At 37.6% G+C, this 17,315-nt stretch carries 14 protein-coding genes; 6 read left to right on the forward strand and 8 right to left on the reverse strand.

The window, feature by feature from the left end:
* Positions 1–203: 203 nt before the first annotated feature.
* A complete protein-coding gene (locus tag EK417_RS12980) occupies positions 204–1,412 on the reverse strand; it encodes an SH3 domain-containing protein (protein ID WP_136522371.1) in 1,209 nt (402 codons plus the stop codon).
* 214 nt (positions 1,413–1,626) lie between these two features.
* On the opposite strand from EK417_RS12980, the gene EK417_RS12985 reads away from it, so the two are divergent.
* Positions 1,627–2,118, forward strand: coding sequence for a hypothetical protein (locus EK417_RS12985; protein WP_076594708.1), 492 nt, complete (start codon positions 1,627–1,629; stop codon positions 2,116–2,118).
* A gap of 52 nt (positions 2,119–2,170) precedes the next feature.
* Here the strand turns inward: EK417_RS12985 and EK417_RS12990 are convergent, their stop codons facing one another.
* Together EK417_RS12990 and EK417_RS12995 are read right to left on the reverse strand one after the other, a co-directional pair.
* The gene (locus EK417_RS12990) at positions 2,171–2,632 is read right to left on the reverse strand and encodes an NUDIX hydrolase (protein ID WP_136522372.1); all 462 of its coding nucleotides are present in this window, start codon (positions 2,630–2,632) and stop codon (positions 2,171–2,173) included.
* 51 nt (positions 2,633–2,683) lie between these two features.
* A complete protein-coding gene (locus EK417_RS12995; protein WP_168801992.1) occupies positions 2,684–3,538 on the reverse strand; it encodes an AraC family transcriptional regulator in 855 nt (284 codons plus the stop codon).
* Positions 3,539–3,628: 90 nt separating this feature from the next.
* Here EK417_RS12995 and EK417_RS13000 point away from each other — a divergent pair, with 90 nt between their 5' ends.
* From EK417_RS13000 to EK417_RS13020, 5 genes are all read left to right on the forward strand, one after another.
* Complete coding sequence (locus EK417_RS13000; protein WP_136522374.1) at positions 3,629–4,612, forward strand: polysaccharide deacetylase family protein; 984 nt, start codon at positions 3,629–3,631, stop codon at positions 4,610–4,612.
* 136 nt (positions 4,613–4,748) lie between these two features.
* Positions 4,749–5,138: a DoxX family protein gene (locus EK417_RS13005; protein ID WP_136522375.1), complete on the forward strand. Its 390-nt coding sequence runs from the start codon at positions 4,749–4,751 to the stop codon at positions 5,136–5,138.
* Between the two features lie 238 nt (positions 5,139–5,376).
* Positions 5,377–6,309: an NAD-dependent epimerase/dehydratase family protein gene (locus EK417_RS13010; RefSeq protein WP_136522467.1), complete on the forward strand. Its 933-nt coding sequence runs from the start codon at positions 5,377–5,379 to the stop codon at positions 6,307–6,309.
* Between the two features lie 161 nt (positions 6,310–6,470).
* Positions 6,471–7,379, forward strand: coding sequence for a helix-turn-helix domain-containing protein (locus EK417_RS13015; protein WP_136522376.1), 909 nt, complete (start codon positions 6,471–6,473; stop codon positions 7,377–7,379).
* Between the two features lie 10 nt (positions 7,380–7,389).
* On the forward strand, positions 7,390–8,076 hold the full coding sequence (locus EK417_RS13020; RefSeq protein WP_228457934.1) for a type 1 glutamine amidotransferase domain-containing protein: 687 nt from the start codon (positions 7,390–7,392) through the stop codon (positions 8,074–8,076).
* Positions 8,077–8,288: 212 nt separating this feature from the next.
* On the opposite strand, the gene EK417_RS13025 is transcribed toward EK417_RS13020, so the two are convergent.
* From EK417_RS13025 to cobA, 5 genes are all read right to left on the reverse strand, one after another.
* A complete protein-coding gene (locus tag EK417_RS13025) occupies positions 8,289–9,806 on the reverse strand; it encodes a TSUP family transporter (protein ID WP_136522378.1) in 1,518 nt (505 codons plus the stop codon).
* A 5-nt stretch (positions 9,807–9,811) separates the two neighbouring features.
* Positions 9,812–12,688 carry a TonB-dependent receptor gene (locus EK417_RS13030; protein WP_136522379.1) on the reverse strand — a complete coding sequence of 959 codons (2,877 nt, stop codon included), beginning with the start codon at positions 12,686–12,688 and terminating at the stop codon, positions 9,812–9,814.
* A 360-nt stretch (positions 12,689–13,048) separates the two neighbouring features.
* The gene (locus tag EK417_RS13035) at positions 13,049–14,725 is read right to left on the reverse strand and encodes an NADPH-dependent assimilatory sulfite reductase hemoprotein subunit (protein ID WP_110366179.1); all 1,677 of its coding nucleotides are present in this window, start codon (positions 14,723–14,725) and stop codon (positions 13,049–13,051) included.
* A gap of 33 nt (positions 14,726–14,758) precedes the next feature.
* The gene (locus EK417_RS13040; RefSeq protein ID WP_136522380.1) at positions 14,759–16,471 is read right to left on the reverse strand and encodes a diflavin oxidoreductase; all 1,713 of its coding nucleotides are present in this window, start codon (positions 16,469–16,471) and stop codon (positions 14,759–14,761) included.
* The gene (cobA, locus tag EK417_RS13045) at positions 16,461–17,306 is read right to left on the reverse strand and encodes a uroporphyrinogen-III C-methyltransferase (RefSeq protein ID WP_110366177.1); all 846 of its coding nucleotides are present in this window, start codon (positions 17,304–17,306) and stop codon (positions 16,461–16,463) included. The genes EK417_RS13040 and cobA overlap by 11 nt, the downstream gene beginning before the upstream one ends.
* Between the last annotated feature and the right edge of the window lie 9 nt (positions 17,307–17,315).

Genomic DNA, 17,315 nt, shown 5'->3' on the forward strand with positions numbered 1-17,315 from the left:
GAAAAAAAGATAAGCAATAAAATATCTAAGGAGTTATTATATTCAATAGGAACGGGCTTTAGCCCGTTTTAATAATATGCATAAAATCCTATGGCTTCAGCCAAAACTTAATAGTTGTAAAGTTTTGGTTGAAGCCTTTAATATGGAAATAACAAACAAGCGGACTAAAGCCCGCTCCTATTGATCAAAATGATAAAAATTTTCTAACAATAATACATGCATTCATAGCTGAAAAGTTTCCCATCTTTAAAAGTAAAAATAAAAATCCCTGCATCTCCATTCTGAATATGATATTCGTGTGGAGAAGAAATCCAGCGTGTTGAAAGCAGATCACCAAAATGGTTAACAAAATCCTTTTCATTATAGTTGGAGTCCATATGTTCATTTCCCAGAACTACAGCTTCACCATTTTTGAAGGACATTTTGTAAATACTTCCGGAAACTTTTCCTTTATATTCTTCAAAGGCTACAATCATATCAGATGTTCTGTAAAAATATTGAGGTTCCCAGCCGCATTCAGGGGTATCCGGAATGTCTTTAACCTTCTGCATCTCCAGCTTTTTCATCTGTGTCTCTGTGATTTTTCCATCAAAAAGTTCAGAATTCTTCCATAAGAAATGCATATTCAGGTCTTTTAGCTTTTTCTCATAAGCTTCTGTTCCGGTTTTTTTTGCAAATTGATCTGCCAGAAGAAGTTCAAAATCAATATCTATTTTTGTATTTTCTATCCCTGAATAAGATTCTTTCCAGTAAAGCAATGCCTGTTTAAGGTTTTTATCTTCAAGCCATGCAATTTCACGTAACCTTCCCACCTGAGCCAGTTCTTTTTCCTTATTTTTACCTTTCACTGCAAGATAATCTTTCAGAATTTTGTCGTAGGTAAGTTCATTACCCAGATATTTCATTTGAATATATTCAGGATTTTCATGAAAATGGTCACCAATATAGATCCAGCCATCCTCATATAAAGGAACATAATCTATACAGACAAGTTCATTTAGAGCTGCTCTTCTTACCGGGATGCTTTCTGTGGTAGGGCCTTTTCGTACACGCAGTTCAGATACCTGTATATAAAAATGCGGACATTGATATCCCTCTTTTCCTCTATAAAAATACTGAGCAGGTTCACCAGCTGATTTTTCCCCACGCATAGACTTTTGTAATGGCTGGCGGTCAATAAAACCAATATCACCGTTGCTTACCTGTACTTTATATTGCGTTTGGGTAGAATCCAGAACGTAAACCGGAGCTTCAGTAGAAAATATTCCTAAAAGATCTTTATTTTTTCCACTTTCACGAAAGAGATGTCCCCATTCAGAAGTATAAACAGGTCGTTGGCCGGGGTTTTGTGCCATGGTATTGTAAAAGCAGCACTGAATCATGCCGGCTGCCAGTAGTATCTTATTCAACATATTGTAATTGGTATCCGTAAAAGCTTTAATATCTTTTGCAGATAGGTTTATAATGACTTCTATGGTTATTCCTTCAAAAATAATGAAAATTGAGGGTTTGTCCTAAAGTTGTTGTTATTCAGAATGGGTATAAATTCCATCCTATTCATCTGTTTTCATTGGGTAGCGAAAATAAAAATACTATTTTTATCGCCCAAAAAAGTAAAGATTAATTATGCCGACTGATGCTTCTCTCAAGCTGATTCCGATGACAACTTTCGTGCTGGAGTATTATTCACATGAAGGATATGCCGATCTTCAGATTTTGAATCTGATGAATAATTATGCCAATTTCTTAAAGAAGCGTTTGACTCTTGGAATGTTTGTCCCTGTAGACCGTAAAGGAAATATCCTGAAAGAACCTAAAAATTATACGGCATGGAAATCTCTTGACCATAATGATGGGAAAAGAACGGACGTTGCAGGTTTTGAAGAATATGCTGAATACCAGAAGGCTGAACAGAATTGTATGTTTGAAGGCTTTAAGGTAGATTATAATGGATATTCCAAAGTAAGAATCATTGCTTCATACGACTCTTCTATTGAATTGTCTTTTAATAAAAATGACCTCCTTCCTACAGGATTCAATGATGTAGAATCACTGACTGTTTTTGATGATATCTTTTTAACATCCAGTGCTTTAAAAGCGATTGGGATAAAATGGTAAAATATTATATAATGAAAACCACTTATCAGAGCTGATAAAGGTTTTTTTAATGTTATTGATTTTTTAATATATTTTCAAGTTCTGTTATAAAATCTTTCTGTGCAGTATTGATCCGTTTTTGTGCTTCTTCTGAAGAAAACCATTCCCATTGATCTACTTCCGGAACTTCTATTATTTTACCCGATTTGGGTGGCCATTCTAATGAAAAGGTATTGCTGTAAAGGTCAGAAGTCTCAATATCTCTTTCTAAAGCCCAGGCATAAACGGTTTTTCCGCCTTTTTGTTGAACAGGTGATAATCCGATGAATTTTCCTTCTATTGTTTTACCCGTTTCTTCCTTAAATTCCTTTAATGCATGCTCCAACGGATCTTCATCAGGAAGAAACTCTCCTTTAGGAATAGACCATGCCCCAAGATCTTTATTTCGCCAGAAAGGACCGCCGGGATGAACCAGAAAGTAATACAGACTGTATTTTTCTTTTTTAAACAGCAAAATCCCGGCACTCGTTTTCATAAGCTTAAAGGTTTGATTATTAAAGGTATGAAAAATAGATAAACCCGATGATCAATAAGATGAACCTTTCTTTTTAAACTCAGAAGGTGACGTTTGCTTGTATGCTTTGAATATTTTATTGAAGTGGCTGGCATCATTGAAACCCAGCCTGTCTGCAATTTCACTGATGTTATAATGGCTTTGCAGTAAAAGCTTTTCAGCAGTTTTTATTTTATGCTGCATAATATGCTGTTGTATGGAAAATCCAGTCTGTTTTTTGATGTGAATGCTAATATAGTTCGGGGAAAGCATAAATTCTCTGGCCAGATTTTCAATTTTCATTTTATCATTATCCAAAGCATTCACATTGATATAATACAGGATTTTCTCAATTCTGCTCACACTATGAGTGATCCAGCTATTTGTTGTAGCATTTTGTATTGTATTTCGGATAAGAATAGTAATAATACTGCAAAAGAGGTCAGTAGTAATCTCTTTGGTATAGGTGTTTTTGTGACTGAACTCATACAGAAGAATCCTGGCAAGTTGTAACAGATGGGTCCTGTCTGTTTTACTTTTAATGACCGATTCATACACAAAAGAATGATCTTCCATGAGGAGCTGTACAACTTTCTGAAGTTCATTTTTCTTAGCAGACAGCAGGTTTTCCCAGATATACTGTTCTGTAAATTTTATATAAATGAATTTTGTTTTGCTTTTAATTGAAAATTCATGGCCATCACTTGGTCTGAGAAGAAAAACATCTCCCTTTTTATAAGAAAAAGTAATGTTGTTGAGATGATGAAATCCTTTTCCACTTTCTATAATGATCAGTTCATAAAAATTATGATTGTGATATTCAACGTCCCAGCTTTCCTTTTCAATGCTGAAAACATTAAAAGAGTTGAAATTAACGATTCGTTTCATAGCAGAATGGATTTTTACAAATTTACCATTAATTTTTACAATATATACTGATGGATTATTGATGAATTTTGCCTTATCAATACATTCAAAATGAAACATATAAAACAATCAGTATTGCTGCTTGCATCCACAATTGTTCTGATGTCCTTTTCTGATCATCATGATAGGGACACAACAGAAAAAAAGCAACTGCATGAAAAACAGACTCTGGCAAAAAAATACTGGCCGAATGGAGCTCAATTGGTTATTTCCATTTCTATGCAGTTTGAAACCGGCGGACAGCCGGAAGGCGCAGAAAGCCCTTTTAGTGGAACACCGTTACCAAAAGGACAGCCGGATCTTCCTGCAGAAAGCTGGTACCGTTACGGAGGAAATGAAGGCATTTACCGGATGCTGGATTTATGGAAAAAATATGACATTAAAGTTACTTCTCATGTGGTAGGAACTGCTGCTGAAAAGTATCCTGAAGTTGCTAAAGCTATTGCACACGGAGGCCATGAAATTGCAGCTCATGGTTTTACCTGGGATAACCAGTGGAATAAAAATTATGCTGACGAACTGAATTTCGTAAAGAAAGGTGTAGATGTTGTGGAAAAGATCACAGGACAGAAAGCTGTTGGCTATAACGCTAACTGGCTGAGAAGAAGCCCGAATACCCTTAAAGTATTACAGGATCTTGGTTTTCTGTATCATATTGATGATTTAAGCCATGATGAACCTTTCATTACCAAAGTAAAAGGAAAGAACTTTGTAGTCATTCCTTATACGCTTCGCAACAATGATATTGTCAATATTGAAGGCAAACACTGGAGTCCCGATCAGTTTTTGGCCCAGCTGAAATTTGAATTTGACCGTCTGTATGAAGAAGGAGCTTCAAAGAGAAGAATGATGAGCATCAGTTTTCATGACAGAATAGGCGGAACACCTGCAATGGTGCACGCAATAGAGGAATTTATTCAGTATACCCAACAAAAACAGGGAGTCGTTTTTATGAGAAAAGATGACATCGCTAAAATGGTGATGAACGATCCAGATACTCCGGTTGATAACAGCGAAGAAAAGTTTAATAAGTAAGGAAGCGGGAGGCTGGAAGAAGGAAGTTATTGAAGTCTGTAAAAGCAAATTAGAGAATGATTGAAAAACACAGTAAAAGTGAATCACAACAGATCTATACCTTCCAGCTTCCCGCTTCCATCCTAAAAATACCACTATGAATACTACAAAAACAGCCTATTTTTTCCTTCGTGTATCGATGGGAATCAACTTTTTGGGACACGGATTGGCCCGTCTCGTAAAACTACAGGATTTTGCATCAGGAATGATGAAAGGTTTTGAAACAAGCTGGCTTCCACAGCCATTGGTTCATCTTTTTGGTGTTGTTCTCCCCTTTCTCGAATTTACAATCGGTCTTCTGTTGATAATGGGTTTTAAAACCCGTATTGCCGCCATTGCCGGAGCTTCTCTGATTATTTTGTTACTTTTTGGAAGCAGTACCGTTGAAAACTGGGAAGCAATGGGTATTCAGATGATCTATGCAGGTTTGTTCTATATTCTGATCAGCAGAATTGATGATAACTACCTGGCTTTGGACAGGAAATGATAAAAAGCAAAAAGTTTGGACAGCTGGGGAAATAAAGGAAGTAAAATAATATGGATTATTCGAATGCTTTTACCTTTACTTTCCTGGCTTTTTTCATGATCTGAGATTATGTTACAACTTCCATTGATTAAGTTACTTTGTTTTTAGAGTTATGCCCGAATTTTGTATCAGAAATAAAAGCAGCTGAAAGTATTGAGTTTATTTTCAGTAAAATAGATAACCTTCAAAATAAAAAATGATGCAAACTATATTAGGAGCCAATGGACAGATTGGAGAAGAACTTGCAAGAGAGCTGAAAAGGAATTATACATCAGATATTCGTATTGTCAGCAGAAATGCTAAAAAAGTAAATGATACGGATACTGTTTTCTCAGCAGATTTATCAGACAGAGAAAAAGCCATAGAAGCCGTTAAAGGAAGTGAGATTGCTTACTTCACCCTTGGACTTCCCATGGATACCGGTTTATGGGAAAAACAGTTTTTGACCATCATGAAAAATGTTATTGATGCCTGCAAAATCAACGGTACTAAGCTGGTATTCTTTGACAACACGTATATGTATCCTCAAAATAATGAAGTTTTAACGGAACAAACGGTGTTTGCTCCTGTAGGACGAAAAGGAATGGTAAGAAAAAAGATGGCAGATATGCTTTTAAAAGAGATGAAGGCAGAAACAATAAAAGCTGTCATCTGCAGGGCTCCTGAATTTTATGGACCGGGAAAAACTCAGAGTATTACGAATAGCCTTATTTTCAATGCTATTAAAGAAAACAAAAAGCTAAAAGTTCCTTTAAGAGATGATAAACTTCGAAGCCTGATCTGGACTCCCGATGCAAGCCGCGCCACTGCTTTAATCGGAAATACTCCGGAGGCTTATGGGCAGACATGGCATTTACCGGTAGATAATCCATTAACTTATAAGGAATTTATTGCGCTGGCTTCAGAGATTTATGGGAAAGAATTTAAATATTCGGTTATTCCAAAGCTAGCCTTTTCAATTGGATCCTTATTCAATAAAAATGCAAAAGAATTGCAGGAGCTGATTCCCAGATATCAATATGATAACCTGTTTGATGATTCAAAATTCAGAAAGAGATTCCCGGAATTTAATGTAACTACTTACAGAAAAGGAATTGAGCAGATCAAAAAAGAACAGCAATCTGCAAAATAATCCTGTTAAAATAAGTATCTTAGAAACACCATTACCATAACCGAATGGCAAAACATGGAGGCCGATATGAGATTCTTCACTACATTCCAGAACTTCGTTTGCAGACTTTCAGTCTGTGTTCAGAATAACATACTTACTATATGGTATAAAAAAGAAATAAAATGAAAACACCCGAAAAAGTAACCTCCATCACAGCACTCCACAATTACCTGAAGCTGAAAAGACCTTCCAATCCTTTGATCAGCGTATTTGATTTTAATGAAGTGAATGTAGATCCGCAAACTATTTTGAGTGCTGTAACCACGGATTTTTATGTGGTTTCCATTAAAAAAGATTGTGCAGGAAAATGTAAATACGGCCAGCATTATTATGATTTTGAAGATGGAATCATGTATTTTATTGCTCCCCATCAGGTGTTGCAGTTTGAAGACATTCTGCTTTCCGAGGTAAGAGGAAGTGTGCTGGTTATTCATCCTGATTTTTTGCAGGGATATCCATTAGCCTCTGTAATAAAGGAATATGGTTATTTTTCGTATTCTGCTAACGAAGCTTTGTATCTTTCGGAAAAAGAAGAAAAATCGGTAACGGACATCCTTGATAACATCAGCAAGGAGATAGAAGCCAATATGGATGGTTTCACCCAGGATCTGCTGGTTTCCAATATTGATTTACTGTTAAAATACTGTGACAGATTTTACAACCGCCAGTTTTTAACCCGGAAAAAAGTGAATCACGATCTTTTGACCCGGCTCGAGAATATACTGGATGATTATTTTAAAAATGAAAAACTGCTGATCGATGGGATTCCTACTGTACAATTTGTGGCAGCTCAAATGAATATCAGTCCCAATTATCTGAGTGATATGCTAAGAGTTCACACAGGACAGACAACACAGCAGCATATTCAGAACAGAGTGATTGAAAAGGCTAAAGAACTGCTTTCTACAACCACTTTATCTGTTTCTGAAATTGCCTATAATTTAGGATTTGAACACCCACAGTCTTTTCACCGTTTATTTAAAAACCAAACCACTGTTTCACCGTTAGAATTCAGAAAATCTTTTAATTAATAGTATGATGATGAAAAAAATATTGATAATCGTAACGAATGTAGATCAGTATGCCAGCGGTAACTTTAAAACAGGATTATGGCTGAGTGAGCTTACCCATATTTACCATGCAGCAAAGGAGAAAGGATGGCAGATTACCATAGCTTCTCCCAAAGGCGGAAATACTCCCATTGATCCTGAAAGTCTGAAACCTCTTGTACTGGATGAAATTTCAAAAAGGCATTACGAAAATCCGGATTTTATAAACGAATTAACGCGTACAAAAAGTCTTAATGAGGTAAAAAATGAATCTTTCGACTGCATTTATCTGGCGGGTGGACATGGAACGATGTATGATTTCCCTGATAATACTACTTTACAGACTATGCTCAGAGAACAGTACGAAAATAATAAAATAGCCGCTGCGATCTGCCATGGAGTCGGCGGATTGCTGAATGTAAAACTTTCCAATGGAGAGTATATGATTAAAGGTAAAAATATCACCGGATTTGACTGGTTTGAAGAAACTTTGGCAAGAAGGAAAAATGAAGTCCAATTTAATCTTGAAGCGGCCCTTAAAGAAAGGGGTATACATTATAAAAAAGCTTTTATTCCAATGACTTCCAATGTTGTGGTTGACGGACAATTAATTACAGGACAAAATCCTTTCAGCTCCAAAGAAATGGCAAAAGTAGTCGTCCGCGAGCTTGAAAAATAAAAACGGGGAATGATATAATGTATTTATATATGGTTTAAAAAAAATAAAAAAACGCAAAGTTTTAATGGTTTCAGATTTTTACTAAAAATGAGTAATAATTGTCAATAAACTGCATCATTAATATCTCCAGATGCCTCAAAATAAAGTAAAACATTAAAATCTTTGCGTTAAAAAAAACACGTTTTTTACGAAGCTTGATTATAATCGGTTTATTATGATAAAATTGATTTTGTTATCGTAATAAGGCTCATCAGGATCACTACTATTCCTACCACAACAAACATTTTCTTTGTTGGAAGTTTTGCCGTAAGCATTGCAGAAAACGGAGCAGTAAAAACACCACCCAGCAAAAGCCCCAAAACAATATTCCAGTGATGGATTCCTATTGTGAAGATGAATGTAATGGCACTGGTTACCGTCAATAAAAACTTGGCAACGGTAGAACTTCCTACTACATAACGGGGAATCCTTCCCTCTTTGATCAGTGTACCGGTTACCAATGGTCCCCATCCGCCACCTGCAAAAGAATCTATAAAACCACCCGCCAGTCCCAATACTCTGAGATTGGTTCTTCTTTTGGATTTACCCTGTCCTGACTTTTTATCTTTGAATGCGTTTCTTAAAATATTAATACCAAGATACAAGGTGTAGCAGGCAATAACAGGTTTTACAATATGAGCATAATGTTCACCGTAATGAGACAGTGTTAAAGCACCTACTACAGAGCCTACAATAGCCAGCGGGAACAGCACCCATACCATTTTCTTATTGACATTTCCCAGTTTGTAATGACTGAAGCTTCCGGCGGCAGTAGTAAAAGACTCTGCAGAATGAATGCTTGCACTTACCACAGGTGGCGGAACATTCAGCAATAAAAGAATTGTGGTACAGATTACACCATATCCCATTCCCATGGATCCGGCCACAATTTCTGCCATAAAACCTGCAAAAAGCATCCAGTAAAAGATATGGCCGTCCTTATTCAGAAAATACTGAATATCATCTGCAAGATCAAATTGGTACACCAAAAGTCCAAATAACCCCAAAAGAAGTAAAACTCCAATAATGGCAAGATAAATATTAGCTTTTCTCTGGGCTGTTTTGGTAATATTGATTAGCTTTTCAATTTCCATATCAGGTTTTGAAGAAACCTTTCCATCAGACAGGTATTCTGTAGTAATTTTGTTGAGTTCTTTCACCTTATAATTGAAATCGCCTGTCAGTTGATGACGGATATGCTGCATATTGTCCAACACATGATCCATCTCGTCAGGAATCACTTCGGTAAAGGTTTCTCTTAATCTTTTAGCGATGGTTGGAGATTTTCCATTGGTAGAAATGGCTATTTTAAGGCTTCCTTTTTTAACAATGGATCCTAAATAAAAGTCACAAAGATCAGGTTTATCGGCAACATTCACCAATATACTTTTTTTCTGGGCTTTTTCTCTGATTTCCCCAGCCAGCTCAATATCATTTACCGCAATAATGGCAAGATCTGTATCATTAAAATCATCATCATCATAGGCTCTTTCATGAAGGGTTATATTGGAAAACTGATTTTGCAAGGTTCTGACCTCAGGGATAATCTCTTTCGCTACCAGTTTGATAGAAGTTTCCGGTGAATTACCCAAAACAGATTCCAGTTTTTCAAGGGCAACCTTGCCACCGCCAATGATCAGCAGTGAAAGGTTTTCAAGTTTTAAAAATATGGGATATAAAGAATTGCTCATCCTGATTACAGTTTTAAGTCATAAGTAAAAGCGAGATAATACAGTCCTCCGATTTCAGGACCTGCGGCATACTGAAAATAACGGCGGTTCAGTAAATTGGTAGCTCCAATCTTAATATTCGCATGAATTTCAGGCAGTTTCCATGTTGCCTGGGCATCAATGGTGTAATAAGCCGGAATTGCTCCCGATGCCAAAGGACTTTCCCACATAAATCCACTCTGCCATCTTGCGACAAGCGTAAATCCTATATTTTTAACAATTTCTCTGTTTCCTACACTTACATTCACCATCCATTTCGGAGTGTTGAAAGCAGTGATAAACAGATCTGAAGTATTACTGGAAGCCAGATCATTATAAGAAACATTGGTATTGATATTATAATTTCCTGTAATATTATAACGAATCCCTAAAGATGTTCCATAGCTTTTGTAGGTACTATTGCTGTTCGTATAAACCCTATATCTGTCCTGCTTGCTTCTATCGAGCATCGCAAGAACAGCAGTATTGCTTCCTACCTGGCTGTTTTTTGGAACCGCCACTTCTACCTGCCCAAGGAATCCTTCATAAATGTTATAATAGAAATCCCAGTCCAGCACCAGTTTATTATTGAAAAAAGTAGACTTATACCCTACTTCAAATGAATTGATCTTTTCCGGCTGTAACTTCTGCAGATTGGCTGCCGTTAAAAGTTGTTTGTTATCCTGAGCTGCCTGAGCCTGGGTTTTTCCTGCATCTACATCTGCATTCACAGCTGAGGTGAATTTATCAATGGAAGCCAGCGTATAGGAATTTTCCAGATAACCTAATCCGTCATTTACTTTTGAAAGACCTCCCACTCTTCTTACATTTCCGTTGTTGACGAATGAAAGTGCTTCAAATAACGAAGGAAAACGATATCCGTTTTGAAAAGAAGCTCTGAAGTTATGCTGCTTTACAGGAGAATAGACCACACTTATTCTTGGATTCAGTTTAGCTTCAAATTCCGGGTTTCTGTCGATCCGTAAAGCGGCATTGATTTTTAATTTATCATCAAAGAAAAGTCTGGTAATTTGTGCAAAAGCTCCATATTTCTGATAAATAACATCTTTCCCGAAGGTACCGTTGGCTAAAGGAATATTTCTTTCATTGACCGGACGATTGAAATCAACAAAATTATTTCCATCCGGAGTAATGCTGTACAAACGGTAGTCTACACCGGCAATAAGGTTGAAAATTTTCATAAACCTGCTGAAATCGTAGGTAAGTTCCCCCTGATAAAAACGGGATTTCTGTTCAAGTTTTGCTCCTCCTGTTGCCGGAGCTCCAGCTACTCCTCCATTGGCTGAATCCCAGTTATTAATTCCGATGATGGTATTTTTTAATTGCTCAAAGGCTGCCGTTCCCGGTACAACTCTGTTTTTATCTGCTTGCTGACGGGCCAGGATAAATGCATCGTTAAGATTCGCACCTGCATTCAGATTATTCTGAAGAGCGGTCTGAAATATATTTTTCCAGTTGGTATTAGAAAGATTCGTCAGATCAAGATTATCTGCCAAAGGTTTCAGGTTATAAGAATCTCCTGTATTTTCTATGGATACATAAGCTCTGAAGGTCAGTTCTTTTCCTGTCAGTTCTACTTTATGATTCTGAACCGTGGCATTTTGCAAACGGATTTTATTTCCTCTCTGGAAAGTTCCATCCAGTAAGCCATAGCGGTACACATAAGAAGTTCTCCACTGATCTCCGAAACGGTAATATAATCCTGCGTCAAACTTGATATTTTTCACATCAGGACTCACCAGATCTTTCTCCAGATATCCTGTCCTCGAAACGTTGAATGTAGTAGGTTTCCCATTGTAATCCACTTTTACGGCTACACGATTATTTCTTTCATCACCGTATTTATTCCAAAGGTCTTCTGCCGGATTATTGGCGAGTGCAAAATTGGGATTGGCAGTGACTAATGATGCCGGATTCTGATCGGTCTGATTATTGGAAATCCAATCTGTTCCGCTGAAATAGGAAGCATTCACCTTAACGGCTAAGTTTTTATTAATCACTTTTGCAAAACGCATGGCACTTTCTCCCAGAGAACTTATTTTATGGTTCACATTGTCTACATGATTCACTCCGCCACGGAAATAAACACTTATTCCTTCAGACGTAAACGGATCTTTGGTCTGTAAGCTTGCCAGTCCGTTGATGGCATTCATTCCGTACAACGCTGAAGCCGCTCCCGGAGTGACTTCCATCGACTGGATATCCAGTTCCGTAGGTCCTATTGCATTTCCCAATGGTACACCCAACGTTGCCGACTGTACATCTACCCCGTCCACCAGCTGCATAAACCTGAAATTATTAGGCGAATTGAAACCTCTCGAATTAGGAATCTTTAAAGTAAGACTTGAGGTTAAAAGCTGTAACCCCTTTACATTTTCCAATGTCTCATAGAATGAGGCTGCCGGACTTTCCCTGATGGTTTTGATATCAATTTTTTCAATGGCTATAGGTGATCTTAATATCTTTTCCGGAACTCTGGATGCAGAGATCACTACGTCATCAATAATGGTATTCTGAGGGTTAAGTCCTACTGTTATTTTATTGGAAGGTGAAAGTATTTCAACGGTTTGACCTGTGAATCCATCTTTCTGAATTATCACCCGGAAGGGAATGGTAACTCTTGTTCTGAGCTTAAAGTTACCTGCCTGATCCGTTAATGCGGTATCCTGCGTGTTTTCGATCTGTACTTTTACAGAATCGAGACCTTTGTGTGTACCTGTATTTTTGATGCTTCCGCTAAGCTCTATGAGTTGCTGCTGTGCTTCCGCCAGGTTAAAAAATAGAAATGTAAATGCGATAATGCCTGCTTTAGGTAGAAAATTTCCCTGCTTTTTGTTTTTCATTTTTTCTTCATTTTTTAGGTTGAGAATGAAGCTGTCTGAATTTTTACTTCTATGATGAAAGTCTTATATGCTGTATAATATTATCATTGAAGGGCTTAGAATTCCTCCTTTGGAGGGGTGGTGAAAATTCAAAGAATTTTTGACGGGGTGGTTTAAGCCATTAATATTATTGCTGAGGTTGCTTCACCTTCGGTTCGCAATGACAGTCCGGTAAAGTTTCATAATAATTTAAAAAAACTTCAAACAGCTTAGATTGTATTGTTATTTAAGAATCAACAACACATACACATTCGTCTCCCTGAATGAAGAGGTTGAGTTTTTTTGTTTTTTTTCAGATCATAATGAAAAGTAGCCATATAATTAATTTAAAGTGTGTAAGTAACGGTATGAAAAATCGCCAAATGTTTCTTCTGCCAGCCTTTTCTGTACATATATTCCGAAAAGTTCATCCAGAGTGGTAAGAATTTCTTCTTCATTAATATTTTCTTTAAATTTTGTGTTCAGTCTCATTCCTAATCGGTCTCCTCCGATGTGAAGGTTATATTTCCCATAAGCTGTCCCAACAAATCCGATTTCAGCATTTGGGGATCTTCCGCAGCCATTAGGACAGCCGGTCATACGGATGGTAATATCTTCTTCCAACAGACCATATTTTTCAAGAATAGGTTCTATTTTCGTGACCAAAGAAGGCAGATAACGCTGAGCTTCCGCTAAAGCCAGTGAACAGGTATTCAGGGCAACACATGCAACAGAATTTTTACGTAAGGCACTTGCGTTGTTGGTATGTTCTGAAATTCCGTGTTCTTCTAAAATGTTTTCAATTTCGGGCTTATCTTTTTCATCAATGTCAGCCAGGATAAGATTCTGGTTACAGGTAAAACGGAAATTGGCTTTACCCGTCTGTGCGATTTTTAACAAACCTGATTTTAAAGGATATTCTGCTGTATTAAGGATTCTTCCGTGCTCTACAAATACGGTGTAAAACCATTTTCCTTCATGATTCTGAATCCAGCCGTAGCGGTCTTTTCTTTGTGTAAAATTAAATTCTCTGGCAGGTTCAAAGCTGAAGCCTGTTCTTTTTTCTACTTCAGCCCTATACTGGTCGATACCCAATTTATCAATTGTGTATTTTAATCTTGATAATTTTCGGTCGCTTCTGTTTCCAAAATCCCTTTGTACTGTGATGATTTCATAGACAGCTTTCAATACTTTTTCTTCGGTATCTACAAATCCAAGGATGGATGCAAGACGTGCGTAGGTAGCTTCATTTCCGTGAGTTGCTCCTAATCCTCCTCCGGCAGCGATATTGTACCCTACAATTTTATCATTTTCGATAATCGCAATTAAGGCAATATCATTGATGAATACATCCACATCATTATTGGGCGGAACAGCAATTCCTATTTTCAGTTTTCTAGGAAGATATCTGTCCTGATACAGAGGATCTTCCTCTGCTTTACGGTCTACCAGAAGTTCATCATCAATCCAGATGTCATAATAAGATTTCGTTTTAGGAAGGCACATTTCACTGATTTTTCCAGCCAGTTCGTAAGCTTCCTGCTGTAAAGGTGATTCAGAAGGATTCGCTGTACAGGTTACATTTCTGTTGACATCTCCACAAGCCGCAATCGAATCCAGATGCTGAAGATTGAAGCTCTGAATAGTAGGTCTTAAATGAGACTTTAATATTCCATGCAGCTGAATGGTTTGTCTTGTGGTTACTTTTATAGTTCCTGTGGAATGATCTTCAGCGGTTTCATTCAATCCTACCCATTGTTGCGGAGTTAAAAAACCACCGGGAAGCCTAAGCCTGATCATGTAAGAATACAGCCATTCCAGTTTTTTAGAGACACGCTCTTCCCTGCGGTCTCTGTCGTCCTGTTGGTACATTCCATGAAATTTGATCAGCGTCTGGTCATCTTCCCTTATGGCTCCGGTAAATTGATCAGCAAGGCTTTCTTTTAAAGTTCCTCTGAGCCCGTTGCTGTTGGTCTTAATCCTTTCTACCGGTGAAAGGTTTTCTTTATCGTTGTTCATAACTTGTTTCCTTTAATTTTTTGAGTACTTCTTTTAATACACATCTTTAGCATATCTGCCACTCAGCTCCATTTCTTCCAGATAGTTAACAGCCTCTTCTTTGCTGCGTTTTCCTTCATTCTGAATAATCGTGAGTAGGGTTTGTTCCACATCATAAGCCATGGGTTCTTTGGCTCCGCATATGTATACGGATGCTCCGCCTTCCAGCCAGTAAAATACTTCCTGAGCTTTTTGTTCCAACCTGTGCTGAACGTACACTTTTTCATGGGTATCTCTGGAAAAAGCAAGATCTAAATGCGTTAAGCTGCCTGTTTTAAGAAAATCCTGAAGCTCAGTCTGATAAAGAAAATCCGAAACAAAATTTCTGTCCCCGAAAAACAACCAGTTTTTTCCTCCTGCGCCTGTAGCATCACGTTCCCAAAGGAATGATCTGAAAGGTGCAATACCTGTTCCCGGGCCAATCATAATGATATCTTTATCCGCTTCCGGCAGTTTGAAATGTCCAGCCTCCTGAATATAAAATTCCACTTCTTCTCCTTCTTTGAATTCACTCAGAAAACCACTGCATAATCCGTTATGTTTCCGATGGTCAATAAAGAACTCCGATTTGGCAACCGTAATATGAATTTCTGTGTCACCATGAGCTTCCGGAGAAGAAGAAACCGAGTAAAGACGTGGTGCCTGAGCGGTTAATATCTGTATGATTTCTTCAAACTCATCGGCATTTTTCACCGGATAAATCCTAAGCAGATCAAGAAGGCTTAATCTGACTTCCGGAATGGAATGTCCCGTTATTTTTGCATATTGAGCCACTACAGATTTAAGCAAATAGCTGATGTTAAGATTTTTATGTAACAATTCTTCAACTGAAGCTGTAACCTTAGATGTTTCTATCTGTTTCCGAGGATCAATTCCTGTCAGCGTAATAATTGCGTCCACTATTTCTTTAGAATTGAAAGGGATTACTCCCAGAGCGGCACCAGGCTGATAACTAAGTGCTTCTTCTGTTTCAATTTCTATATGATAGGTTTCTTTTGCAGACGTAATATCATTGAGATTGATGATGGCTGAAACTTTTCCCTGATATTTCTTTCTTCCGCTAGAAACCTTAGGTGTCGTGATGATTTTTGGACTTTGACCAGCATTTTTATGAACCGTTTCAAATACATGTTCTATCCAGTGAGAAGCTTCTTGCTCGTAATCGATATCACATTTCTTTAATGGAATGATACGCTGAGCACCCAATATTTCAAAACGTGAATCTACATCTTCTCCTGTTTTGCAGAACTGGGGATAGCTGCTGTCTCCCAAGGCGAGTACTCCATATTTAAGTCCGCTAAGATTAATTTCATTTTCATAAATATAATCGTAGAACTTTTTGGCAAGGGCTGGTGGTTCACCTTCTCCCTGAGTGCTGATGACTACGAAAAAGAACTCTTCTTTTGCCAGATCTTTGGGCTTGTATTGGGAAAGGTCAGCCAGTTTCACCTGAAGTCCTTTTTTCTTAACGATACCTGCCAGTGTGGTAGCCAGTTTTTTGCTGTTTCCGGTTTCTGTTCCGTAAGCGAGTGTTATTTTCTTTACAGCATTCTGTGCAATAGTATTCGTTTGCTGTGGTGGTAAAACGGCTGTGAGTGCTGACACTCCGGCAATACCTGCCAGATATCCGCTTGCCCATATAGCTTCATCTCGGGAAAGGTCTCCGGAGATTTGTTTTAATACATTTAATTTAGTTTCAGACAGCATATTCAAAGAAATTTTGAGTTGTTGGGATTAAACTTCCGTTTTCCACTGATTTGAAGTAAAGGCCTTCCTGTTCTGCATTTTCAAGCCATGAAAATTCTTCATGCAGATTAACAATTTTACCAACCACCACCAATGAAGGTGAAGCAAAGTTTTTGTCTCCGAATTTTTCATTAAAATCATCAAATGATGAAGTGTATACCTTTTGATAAGGTGTTGTAGCCTGTTCAATGACTGCAATTTTTTTATCACTTGAAATCCCTAGCTGTATAAGCTTTTCGACAAGAGGAGTAAGATTTCCTTTAGACATGTAGAAAACAAGGGTATCATTGGTCAAAGCAAGCTCTTTCCAGTATTCTTCACTTACGATTTCCGATTTATAATAGGTCAGAAAACGAACGGATGTAGAGTACCCTCTTGCCGTTAAAGGCATCCCTGCAAATGCAGCTGCTCCTAACGCCGCTGTAATTCCCGGAATAATTTCGTAGGGAATATGATTTTCTTTTAAAGCCTGTAACTCATCAAGAATATTGGAAAATATGGAAACATCTCCCCCTTTGAGTCTTACAATGGTTTTATTCTGAAGAGCATATTCCACCATCAAAGTATTGATATGAGACTGAGGGGTGGAAGCATTTTTACTGCATTCTTTTCCTACATAAATGATTTCTGTGTTTTTATTAACGTAGGTTTCCAGAATCTCGGGGCTTACAAGGCGGTCACATAAAACGACATCAGCTTCTGCGATTGCTTTTACTGCTTTTACGGTGATCAGTTCAGGGTTGCCGGGTCCTGCACCGATAAGGTAAACCTTTGGTGATTTTATATTTGTTTTCATTGAAGTAGT

This window comes from Chryseobacterium candidae, from assembly GCF_004916905.1.
GTDB lineage: Bacteria > Bacteroidota > Bacteroidia > Flavobacteriales > Weeksellaceae > Chryseobacterium > Chryseobacterium candidae.

Coding starts and splice junctions, on each gene's coding strand:
- EK417_RS12980 (WP_136522371.1), bottom strand. CDS start 1,412: ATGTTGAATAAGATACTACTGGCAGCCGGCATGATTCAGTGCTGCTTT.
- EK417_RS12985 (WP_076594708.1), top strand. CDS start 1,627: ATGCCGACTGATGCTTCTCTCAAGCTGATTCCGATGACAACTTTCGTG.
- EK417_RS12990 (WP_136522372.1), bottom strand. CDS start 2,632: ATGAAAACGAGTGCCGGGATTTTGCTGTTTAAAAAAGAAAAATACAGT.
- EK417_RS12995 (WP_168801992.1), bottom strand. CDS start 3,538: ATGAAACGAATCGTTAATTTCAACTCTTTTAATGTTTTCAGCATTGAA.
- EK417_RS13000 (WP_136522374.1), top strand. CDS start 3,629: ATGAAACATATAAAACAATCAGTATTGCTGCTTGCATCCACAATTGTT.
- EK417_RS13005 (WP_136522375.1), top strand. CDS start 4,749: ATGAATACTACAAAAACAGCCTATTTTTTCCTTCGTGTATCGATGGGA.
- EK417_RS13010 (WP_136522467.1), top strand. CDS start 5,377: ATGCAAACTATATTAGGAGCCAATGGACAGATTGGAGAAGAACTTGCA.
- EK417_RS13015 (WP_136522376.1), top strand. CDS start 6,471: ATGAAAACACCCGAAAAAGTAACCTCCATCACAGCACTCCACAATTAC.
- EK417_RS13020 (WP_228457934.1), top strand. CDS start 7,390: ATGAAAAAAATATTGATAATCGTAACGAATGTAGATCAGTATGCCAGC.
- EK417_RS13025 (WP_136522378.1), bottom strand. CDS start 9,806: ATGAGCAATTCTTTATATCCCATATTTTTAAAACTTGAAAACCTTTCA.
- EK417_RS13030 (WP_136522379.1), bottom strand. CDS start 12,688: ATGAAAAACAAAAAGCAGGGAAATTTTCTACCTAAAGCAGGCATTATC.
- EK417_RS13035 (WP_110366179.1), bottom strand. CDS start 14,725: ATGAACAACGATAAAGAAAACCTTTCACCGGTAGAAAGGATTAAGACC.
- EK417_RS13040 (WP_136522380.1), bottom strand. CDS start 16,471: ATGCTGTCTGAAACTAAATTAAATGTATTAAAACAAATCTCCGGAGAC.
- cobA (WP_110366177.1), bottom strand. CDS start 17,306: ATGAAAACAAATATAAAATCACCAAAGGTTTACCTTATCGGTGCAGGA.